This window comes from Flavobacterium sp., assembly GCF_039932285.1.
In the GTDB taxonomy this organism is placed as follows: Bacteria; Bacteroidota; Bacteroidia; order Flavobacteriales; family Flavobacteriaceae; genus Flavobacterium.
Window position 1 is genome coordinate 1 of the sequence record NZ_JBDTQE010000089.1, and the last position, 9,189, is coordinate 9,189.

Here is a 9,189-nt window from a genome sequence, read left to right on the forward strand (position 1 = left end):
CTGCCATGTTATTTGTAGGTGCAAAAGTATCTCAATACGCTTTATTACCACAAGGAAAAGTAGAAGCTACCGAAAGAGTATTGAATATGGTTCGCCAAATGGATGAAGAAGGTTTCGGAAACTGTACAAATACAGGAGCTTGCGAAGTTGAATGTCCTAAAGGAATCTCTTTAGAAAACATTGCAAGAATGAATAGAGAATATTTGTCTGCGAGTTTGAAAGGATAAATAACAATAAATTTATAGATAAAAACAAAAACGCATTCATTTATTTGAATGCGTTTTTTTAGTAAATTTAATTTATGAAAATAGCCATAATTCAATCTGCACTTCATTGGGAAAATCCAACTGAAAACAGAAGATATTTCGAACAAAAAATCAATTCGATTACAGAAGGAATTGACTTAATTGTACTTCCAGAAATGTTTACTTCTGGGTTTACTATGAATCCAAAATCTGTTGCTGAAACACTGAATGGCGAAACGATTACATTATTAAAATTTTTAGCAAAATCCAAAAATTGCGCTATTACTGGAAGTTTAGTTATTGCAGAAAATGACAATTTCTACAATAGATTGGTTTTTATTTTTCCATCGGGAGAAATCGAATATTATGACAAAAAACATTTGTTTTCTTTAGCTGGAGAAGACAAGGTTTATACTTCGGGAAATAAAAAACTGATTGTTGAATACAAAGGTTTCAAAATTTGTCCACTAATATGTTACGATTTACGTTTCCCCGTTTTTGCAAGAAATATTGAAGATTATGATGTGTTAATTTATGTTGCCAATTGGCCAAAACCTAGAACAAATGCTTGGGATATTCTGCTTAAAGCACGTGCTGTCGAGAACATGTGTTATACAATTGGAGTAAATCGAATAGGCGTTGATACAAATAATCACGAATATATTGGACATTCACAAGCGGTAGATTTTCTCGGAAATTCTATTCTCGAACCTCAGGAAAAAGAAGGTATTTTTATAGTCGTTTTAGAAAAACAAAAAATGCTAGAAACAAGAAATAAATTTGGTTTTTTAAACGATAAGGATGCGTTTGAGATGCGATAATTATTTACTCAAATCGAAATCCTGATTCACGTCCCAGTTCGCTCTCACATCTATTTCTGTAGGATAATGAACAACTTCTTCAGGCTGACGATTCTCTAAATAACTTCCCGTATCACGTTGTTTATTTTTATTTTCATCATATATAACCCGAAGTGAATATTTTTGTGGTTCAACTAAAAGAAATTCGATGGTTGGATTATTTTCTGAATATTCTGTAGCGAAAATTTTACCATCTTTATCGGTTAATTCTATAATAACAGGAAAAGATTTTACATTTTTTAAATTTATTTTTAGGTTTCCGTAATCGGAAGTGTTTTTGGTCGAAAATTTAAAAGTAAGACTGTCATTTTTTTGACCTAAATAATCTTCAACAGCATTTGGTAGCAAAGAAAAGGTATATTTTTCTTCTGGTTCTTTGGTAAATAAAACCTCCAAATTCTGATTGTATTCATCATAATTGGTTTTAAAATCAACTTTTGAAGAATCCTTTTTTGTTAAAGTCATTTTTGTTAAATCGAACTTGTCTAAAGGAGTTTTTGTGCTAATAGTAAAATTTTCTCCAAAAGAAATTGCTCCGTTTTGCTTCGTGGATAATTTTAAACTATCCTGACGCTGATTTTTTAGTTTAACAATATAATCCTTTTTGTACTTTCCATTTTCAATATTTAATTGAATAGAATCGTTTTTTATAGGTGAAAACCAAACTTGAACAGAATCTTTACCTGTAAATTTTGTCAGCCTTGTTTTTATAACATTTCCATTTTGTTTAGCTTCAATTTTTATGTTTTTTTGATTTCCTTCATAACCAAAAACTGCTCTATTTCCTGAAGCTTGCGATGGTTTTTTTGTTTTAAATTTAGCTTCTTCTTTAAATAATTCTAATTCGAAGATAGATTTGTCAGGAACGGAAATAATTTGGTCATAAAAACCAATTTTGTCTTTGTTTGGGTCAAATTTGTAATTGTCGCTTTTTTCTTTGAGCGCAACTAATTTGTATTTCCCAGCTTTAATATTTTCAATTTTAAAAGATTTTAAACTATCGGAAGTATTGGTTATATAACGAGGTGTTTGTTTGTAAATAATCGAATCATTATATTTTTCGTCGACTTCATAAAGCATTACATTTACAGATTTGTCAGTGTTTTTTTCGTAAGAATCTTTAATAATACCTTCTATAGAAAGAGAATCGATAAATGTTCCTGTAGAAAGTACATATTTTAATTGCGGATAAGGATTTCCTTCATTATAATCGACAATACTTTTTCCGAAATTGAAGCTATACGTAGTATTTGGCTTCAAAGTATCATTAATTTTGATAGTAATATATTTGCTAGCACTTCCTTGTGGCAAAACCGTTATTGGAGTTTTCATTGGGGGCGAAACGATGAGCTGTTTTTGTAAATCTTTAATTTTTACATATTCATCGAAGGTGATTTTGATAGTGTTTTTGTTAAAGTTTGTAGAGAAATTTTCTGGAGAACTAGCCGTAATTTTAGGCGGTTTAGTGTCTTTATCACCGCCAGTTATCGTACCTCTTTTTGCGCAACTTACTACAATAAGTAAAGTGCAAAAAATAACTATTAGTATATGAATTTTTCTCATGAAACTTAATTTAATCGTTACAAAATAACGACTATATTTAGTTTAAACGAAATAATTTTAAAATTGTTTAACCTTTTTAAATAAATTTAAGATTGAGACATGGCAATAGTAACAATGCTCAATTTTGCACCTGGAATTTGTAAGACTGCTTTTCCGCATGCTTCGAGTGTTGCGCCAGTAGTAAGAACATCATCTATAAGTAAGAAATGTTTGTTGTGATGAATGCCTGAAAAGTGCGCTTGAAAAGTGGTTTCAGATACAGAATTTCTATTTAATAAATCTTTTTTAGATTGTGTTGTAGCATATTCGTTTCGTACTAAAATAGTGTCGTCAAATTTCTTCTTCAATCCATTTGCAATGGCATTTCCAAAAGTTGTTACCTGATTATAACCGCGCTCCTTTAGTCTTTTTTTATGTAAAGGAACTGGAATGATATAATCTATATTTTGTAGTATTTCAATATTATTCAAATCATTAACATACCATTGCCCTAATATTTCCCCTATTTTTTGATGGTTTCTATATTTTAAATTATGAATGAGCTGTTGTACGATTCCTTTTTTGTGATAATACAACATTGCTGAGGCGTGTTCAATAGGAATTCGTCCATAAAATTTATTGAAAGAATCATTCTCAGCAGCTAATAAATCATTGGTTAGTGGTATTTTATGTCTGCATGAAGTGCAAATTATATTTTCGTTTGTAAAGAGTATTTCAGAACATCCAGAACAGAGTTCTGGAAAAAATAATTTTATCAGATTTTTAAGCATTTTATCGACTTTATTTTTAATTATAGAATATAATATATATTTTTATTATAAATACTAAACTTTCCCCAAAGATGACGTCAAAAACTACCTTAACTATAATAAAATTAACATCTATTGTTTTTGTGTCTGTGACTATGGTGCTTGCTGTAAAATATTATGATAGTCAAAGAAAATATAAAAAGCTAAAAGAAACAATTCTAATAGATAAAAAAACATATACAAACGATTTGAAAGAAATATTTGATCGTTATGATTCGGAATTACTTAAAAACAAAAATCTAATTCAGGCTAATATACTTGATCATAAAAGTAAAACTGTTTCTGTTAAAGAAATTTTTAAGGCAAATAAAAATTTGAGTGAGGAATCTAACCTATCTGTTAATAATCGTTTTGTAAAAAAAATAGACTCTCTTAATTTCACTATTAAGAAGGAAGTTGAGCAAAATAAATTGCTTACAAATCAGGTTGGTATTTTAATTAGTAAAAATAAAGAATTACAGAAACAAAATTCTAATAACGAAAAACTAATAGGTATTTCTAAAAACCTCACTGCAACAAATGTGTATGCAAACGGAATAAGAATTGTATCTAACAACATTATTGAAACTAAGCGTTTTAGTAATACAGAACAAATAAAAGTTTGTTTCACACTTTTAGAAAATAAAGCAGCCTTGAAAGGGAATAAAGATTTATACATTCAAATTGTTAATCCTAAAAATAAAATTGTAAACAAAAATGGAGATTTTGTCGAATCTGAAGATAAATTATTGCACTTCAGTGCAAAAACCAATATTTTTTACGACAATGAAGAACTAGATGTTTGTGTTTTTGTAGATCCTAATAAAGATGATATGTTGAGAGGTGATTACGAAATAAATATTTTTTCTGGGATTAATCTAATTGGAAATACTGTTTTCACTCTAAAATAATAAGATTTTATCGCAAATTCTCAAAATAAACTAGTTGGTTTAATACTTAATTTCTGATATTTTTTTATAAATTAAAAACAAGTGAATTTCTTTTTACTTGTATATATAATCAATATTTTTTTGATTAATTTTTTCTATAATTTTCATTCCCTTTTTCTTATTTTTGCATTATGGCAAAACAAGAAGATTTATTTAAGAACGTAATTTCACATGCAAAAGAATACGGATTTATTTTTCCGTCAAGCGAAATTTACGATGGTTTGAGCGCAGTATATGATTATGCTCAAAACGGTGCAGAACTAAAAAAAAATATACGAGAATATTGGTGGAAATCGATGGTGCAAATGCACGAAAATATTGTAGGAATTGATGCTGCAATATTAATGCATCCAACTACTTGGAAAGCTTCAGGTCACGTAGACGCTTTCAACGACCCGTTAATAGACAATAAAGATTCCAAAAAAAGATACCGAGCAGATGTTTTAATTGAGGATTATGCCGAAAAATTAAACCAAAAAGCAGAGAAAGAAATCGAAAAAGCAAGTGTTCGCTTTGGCGAAAGCTTTAATCGTGAGGAATTTATAACTACAAATGCTCGCGTGGTAGAATATCTTTCTAAAAAGAACGAAATTCTAGCTAGAATGGCTCGTTCCCTAGAAACTGAAAATCTAGCCGACGTAAAAGCACTAATCGAAGAATTAGAAATTGCTTGTCCAGATTCAGGATCAAGAAATTGGACAGAAGTAAAACAATTTAACCTAATGTTTGGTACAAAAATTGGAGCCTCAGCAGAATCTGCGATGGACTTGTATTTGCGTCCAGAAACTGCGCAAGGTATTTTTGTAAACTTCCTAAATGTTCAGAAATCTGGTCGTATGAAAATTCCTTTCGGAATTGCACAAACCGGAAAAGCATTTAGAAACGAAATCGTAGCTCGTCAATTTATATTTAGAATGCGTGAATTCGAACAAATGGAAATGCAGTTTTTTGTAAAACCAGGCGAAGAAATGAAGTATTACGAATATTGGAAAACAACTCGTTTAAACTGGCATTTATCACTAGGACTAGGAAAACAAAATTACCGTTTTCATGATCACGAAAAATTAGCACATTATGCTAATGCAGCTGCTGATATAGAATTTAATTTCCCATTCGGATTCAAAGAATTAGAAGGAATACATTCTCGTACTGATTTCGATTTGAAAGCGCACGAGAAGTTTTCAGGTAAAAAATTACAATATTTTGATACCGAAACCAATGCAAATTATACACCGTATGTTGTAGAAACATCAGTAGGATTAGACAGAATGTTTCTAGCCGTTTTTTCAAATTCATTAAAAGAAGAAACACTAGAAGATGGTTCAACAAGAACAGTTCTGCAATTACCATCAGTTTTAGCACCCACTAAAGCTGCCGTTTTGCCATTAATAAAAAGAGATGGTTTGCCAGAAGTTGCTAGAAAAATTATTGAAGACTTAAAATGGGATTTCAATGTAGCATACGATGAGAAAGACGCTGTAGGGAGACGTTACAGAAGACAAGACGCATTAGGAACGCCATTTTGTATTACAGTCGATCATCAGACATTAGAAGACGAAACGGTAACTATCCGTCATCGCGATACTATGAAACAAGACAGGGTTAAAATTTCTGAATTAAGAGATATTATTAACAACGAAGTTTCGGTAAAAAACTGGTTGATGAAAATGTAGTTTCTTAACGAACACAATTACTTAAAATGCCTTAATTTATGCGATATAAATTAAGGCGTTTTTTATTAAGCTATCAAACTCATGATTAAACAAAAAGTTATAACTTTGCAGAAATTAATTTGAAAATAATGTCAACAATAGCACAACAATTCGGTATGACCGAAGCATTAGCACAATTAGGTGTAAAAGCAATAAACGAAGGAACTTCAACAGGAAGCGAATGGTTTTCAAATGGTGAATTATTAGAAAGTTATTCGCCAGTAGATGGTCAATTAATAGGAAAAGTAAGATCGACTACTGCAGCAGATTACGAAAGAGTAATGCAAAGCGCAACGGAAGCATTTAAAAGTTTTAGAGCTATGCCAGCACCGCAACGTGGTGAAATTGTGCGTCAGTTTGGAAATAAATTAAGAGAATTAAAAGAACCACTTGGGAAATTAGTTTCTTATGAAATGGGTAAATCTTTACAAGAAGGTTATGGTGAAGTTCAAGAAATGATTGACATCTGTGATTTTGCAGTGGGTTTATCACGTCAATTAAACGGACAAACGATTCCGTCTGAGCGTCCTGGTCACGTGATGAGAGAACAATGGCACTCCATAGGTGTTGTTGGAATTATTTCAGCCTTTAACTTTCCAGTAGCCGTTTGGGCTTGGAACACAGCATTAGCTTGGATATGTGGAGACGTTTGTGTATGGAAAGCTTCAGAAAAAGCACCATTATGTTCAATTGCTTGTCAAAATATTATTGCAGATATATTAAAAGCAAATAATTTACCAGAAGGAATTTCTTGTATTATTAATGGAGATTACAAAGTAGGTGAAATGATGACTACTGATGTAAGAATTCCATTAATTTCTGCAACAGGCTCAACTCGCATGGGAAGAATTGTTGGTGCAACTGTTGCGCAACGTTTTGGTAAATCTTTATTAGAATTAGGTGGAAACAACGCAATTATCATCACACCAACTGCCGATTTAAAAGTTGTAGTTCCTGGTGCGGTTTTTGGTGCGGTTGGAACAGCTGGGCAAAGATGTACTTCGACAAGAAGATTAATTATTCACGAATCTGTTTATGATAAAGTAAGAGATGCGATTGTTGGTGCTTATGGTCAATTAACTATTGGAAATCCGTTAGATCAAAAAAATCATATTGGTCCACTTATCGATACAGATGCTGTAAATACTTATTTAGCTGCAATTGAAAAAGCAAAAGCTGAAGGTGGAAAAGTATTAGTTGAAGGTGGTGTTTTATCTGGTGAAGGATACGAATCAGGATGTTATGTAAAACCAGCTATAATTGAAGCTGACAATCATTTTGAAATTGTACAACATGAAACATTTGCGCCAGTTTTATATTTAATGAAATATGAAGGTGAAGTAGAAAATGCAATTGACAAACAAAATGGTGTAGCACAAGGTTTATCTTCTGCAATTATGACTAACAGCATGAAAGAAGCTGAAAAATTCTTATCATTTGCTGGTTCAGATTGTGGTATTGCCAACGTAAACATCGGAACTTCTGGTGCTGAAATTGGTGGAGCATTCGGTGGAGAAAAAGAAACTGGTGGTGGAAGAGAATCTGGTTCAGATGCTTGGAAAGTATACATGAGAAGACAAACAAATACCGTTAACTATTCTGATGAATTACCATTAGCACAAGGAATTAAATTTGATTTGTAATCTATAAAGAATGCATAAAAAAAGGACTTCAATTGAAGTCCTTTTTTTGTTTTATAAGAAAATTTTTATTTCGTCTTCTTCACATATTGCGTTAAAATCACAATGTGCTGCCCTTCAACACGACCTTCAATTTGCTCGGCATTGTCCCATACCAATTTGATGTTGTGAACAGCTGCGCCACGTTTTGCAGTAAAAGAAGCTCCTTTTACATCTAAATCTTTGATTAAAACTACCGAATCTCCATCTTTCAGGATATTTCCATTTCCGTCTTTATGCACTATTTTACCTTCTTCATCTTCTCCTTCGCCAGTAGCTGCTGCCCAAACCAAAGTTTCTTCGTCAAGATACATCATGTCAAGCAAATCTTGAGGCCAACCTTCTGATCTCAATCTGTTTAACATACGCCATGCAACTACTTGTACAGGTTTATTTTCATTCCACATACTGTCGCTAAGGCATCTCCAATGATTTGGATCGGTGGTTGTTGTATTCTCAATTTGGTTTTTGCAAGTACTACAAACCAACGCAGAGTTGTCTACAGAAATAGCTTCTTCTTTGGTTAAATGTATTCTTAAATCTTCGGTTGAACCGCATAATTCACATTTTGAATCGCTTCTGTCGTATAATTTTTTTTCTATTGGAGTCATGAGTTTTTTATTAAAAAACTACTAATTCACAAATATTTAATTGAAAATTTGTGAATTAGTGATTTTTATTGTTTTTTAAAATTTCTTATAAATTAAAAGACACACCTACATTAAATGTAAATTGATTGTTGTAATATTTAAATCCATCATCGTTTTTGCTATATTTTGCAATAGGGATTCCAGCTTCGCCAAAAACACCGAAACCATCAGTAAAAAAATAACGAAATCCAGTATGAGCACCAAAATTTCTTGTTCCTAAATCTAATCCTGGATATATGTCCATTTTTTCGTCAAGACCAATAACATTTCCTAAATTTACATTAAAACGAGCTTTTGCATCGATTCTATCTATAAATTTTGGCTTATTTTCTTCGAAAACTAATGTTGTTGTGTCATATGACAAATAGGTGTTTTTTGCAGACAATAAATAATTTGTAGAAAAACCAACAGACATGTTCTCACCAACACCAAAATCTGCAGAAACAAAAATTCCTGTTCCGCCACTTTGGATATTTGCGCCAACTTGCGCCTTAATATCTCCTTTTCCTTTATATGCTTGTGCATTTGCTATACTTGCCGAAATAACAAGTAATAGTGTAATCATTTTTTTCATCTTAATTTGTAGATTTAATAATATTGGCAAATATAATAAGTTCCTATTTAATTTCTGCCTTTTTCGTTTGGATATAAATCAGGTAACTTTTCGCTTTGCCAGAATTCTTTAGTATCAATATCCATAATGGTTAGTGGCCCATTAAAAGCGGCTCCAGTATCTACATTC

General features: G+C 31.5%; 8 protein-coding genes and 2 pseudogenes. 5 read left to right on the top strand and 5 right to left on the bottom strand.

The window, feature by feature from the left end; translation table 11 throughout:
• Together ABI549_RS12390 and ABI549_RS12395 are read left to right on the top strand one after the other, a co-directional pair.
• Nucleotides 1-227: pseudogene (locus tag ABI549_RS12390) on the top strand (succinate dehydrogenase/fumarate reductase iron-sulfur subunit); the annotation flags it as partial.
• A gap of 74 nt (nt 228-301) precedes the next feature.
• A complete protein-coding gene (locus tag ABI549_RS12395) occupies nt 302-1,066 on the top strand; it encodes a nitrilase family protein (protein WP_348076778.1) in 765 nt (254 codons plus the stop codon).
• Here the strand turns inward: ABI549_RS12395 and ABI549_RS12400 are convergent, their stop codons facing one another.
• Both ABI549_RS12400 and ABI549_RS12405 read right to left on the bottom strand, forming a co-directional pair.
• The gene (locus ABI549_RS12400; RefSeq protein ID WP_348076779.1) at nt 1,067-2,668 is read right to left on the bottom strand and encodes an Ig-like domain-containing protein; all 1,602 of its coding nucleotides are present in this window, start codon (nt 2,666-2,668) and stop codon (nt 1,067-1,069) included.
• Between the two features lie 86 nt (nt 2,669-2,754).
• The gene (locus ABI549_RS12405; RefSeq protein WP_348076780.1) at nt 2,755-3,438 is read right to left on the bottom strand and encodes a phosphoribosyltransferase family protein; all 684 of its coding nucleotides are present in this window, start codon (nt 3,436-3,438) and stop codon (nt 2,755-2,757) included.
• Between the two features lie 71 nt (nt 3,439-3,509).
• Between ABI549_RS12405 and ABI549_RS12410 the strand changes: the two genes are divergently transcribed.
• From ABI549_RS12410 to ABI549_RS12420, 3 genes are all read left to right on the top strand, one after another.
• The gene (locus ABI549_RS12410; protein ID WP_348076781.1) at nt 3,510-4,367 is read left to right on the top strand and encodes a hypothetical protein; all 858 of its coding nucleotides are present in this window, start codon (nt 3,510-3,512) and stop codon (nt 4,365-4,367) included.
• 170 nt (nt 4,368-4,537) lie between these two features.
• Entirely contained in the window at nt 4,538-6,079 is a 1,542-nt protein-coding gene (locus ABI549_RS12415; RefSeq protein WP_348076782.1) for a glycine--tRNA ligase, read from the top strand.
• Between the two features lie 128 nt (nt 6,080-6,207).
• Complete coding sequence (locus ABI549_RS12420) at nt 6,208-7,761, top strand: aldehyde dehydrogenase family protein (RefSeq protein ID WP_348076783.1); 1,554 nt, start codon at nt 6,208-6,210, stop codon at nt 7,759-7,761.
• Between the two features lie 65 nt (nt 7,762-7,826).
• Here ABI549_RS12420 and ABI549_RS12425 read toward each other — a convergent pair whose 3' ends face one another.
• The 3 genes and pseudogenes from ABI549_RS12425 to ABI549_RS12435 form a co-directional block, all read right to left on the bottom strand.
• Complete coding sequence (locus tag ABI549_RS12425; protein ID WP_348076784.1) at nt 7,827-8,408, bottom strand: PhnA domain-containing protein; 582 nt, start codon at nt 8,406-8,408, stop codon at nt 7,827-7,829.
• Nucleotides 8,409-8,493: 85 nt separating this feature from the next.
• Nucleotides 8,494-9,021, bottom strand: a complete 528-nt coding sequence (locus ABI549_RS12430) for a DUF6646 family protein (protein WP_348076785.1) — start codon at nt 9,019-9,021, stop codon at nt 8,494-8,496.
• A 47-nt stretch (nt 9,022-9,068) separates the two neighbouring features.
• Nucleotides 9,069-9,189 (bottom strand): annotated as a pseudogene (locus ABI549_RS12435) (serine/threonine protein phosphatase); the annotation flags it as partial.

What these genes read in the sequence shown, in the direction of transcription:
- ABI549_RS12410 (WP_348076781.1), top strand. Translation starts at nt 3,510, where the DNA reads ATGACGTCAAAAACTACCTTAACTATAATAAAATTAACATCTATTGTT.
- ABI549_RS12430 (WP_348076785.1), bottom strand. Translation starts at nt 9,021, where the DNA reads ATGAAAAAAATGATTACACTATTACTTGTTATTTCGGCAAGTATAGCA.
- ABI549_RS12425 (WP_348076784.1), bottom strand. Translation starts at nt 8,408, where the DNA reads ATGACTCCAATAGAAAAAAAATTATACGACAGAAGCGATTCAAAATGT.
- ABI549_RS12405 (WP_348076780.1), bottom strand. Translation starts at nt 3,438, where the DNA reads ATGCTTAAAAATCTGATAAAATTATTTTTTCCAGAACTCTGTTCTGGA.
- ABI549_RS12415 (WP_348076782.1), top strand. Translation starts at nt 4,538, where the DNA reads ATGGCAAAACAAGAAGATTTATTTAAGAACGTAATTTCACATGCAAAA.
- ABI549_RS12395 (WP_348076778.1), top strand. Translation starts at nt 302, where the DNA reads ATGAAAATAGCCATAATTCAATCTGCACTTCATTGGGAAAATCCAACT.
- ABI549_RS12420 (WP_348076783.1), top strand. Translation starts at nt 6,208, where the DNA reads ATGTCAACAATAGCACAACAATTCGGTATGACCGAAGCATTAGCACAA.
- ABI549_RS12400 (WP_348076779.1), bottom strand. Translation starts at nt 2,668, where the DNA reads ATGAGAAAAATTCATATACTAATAGTTATTTTTTGCACTTTACTTATT.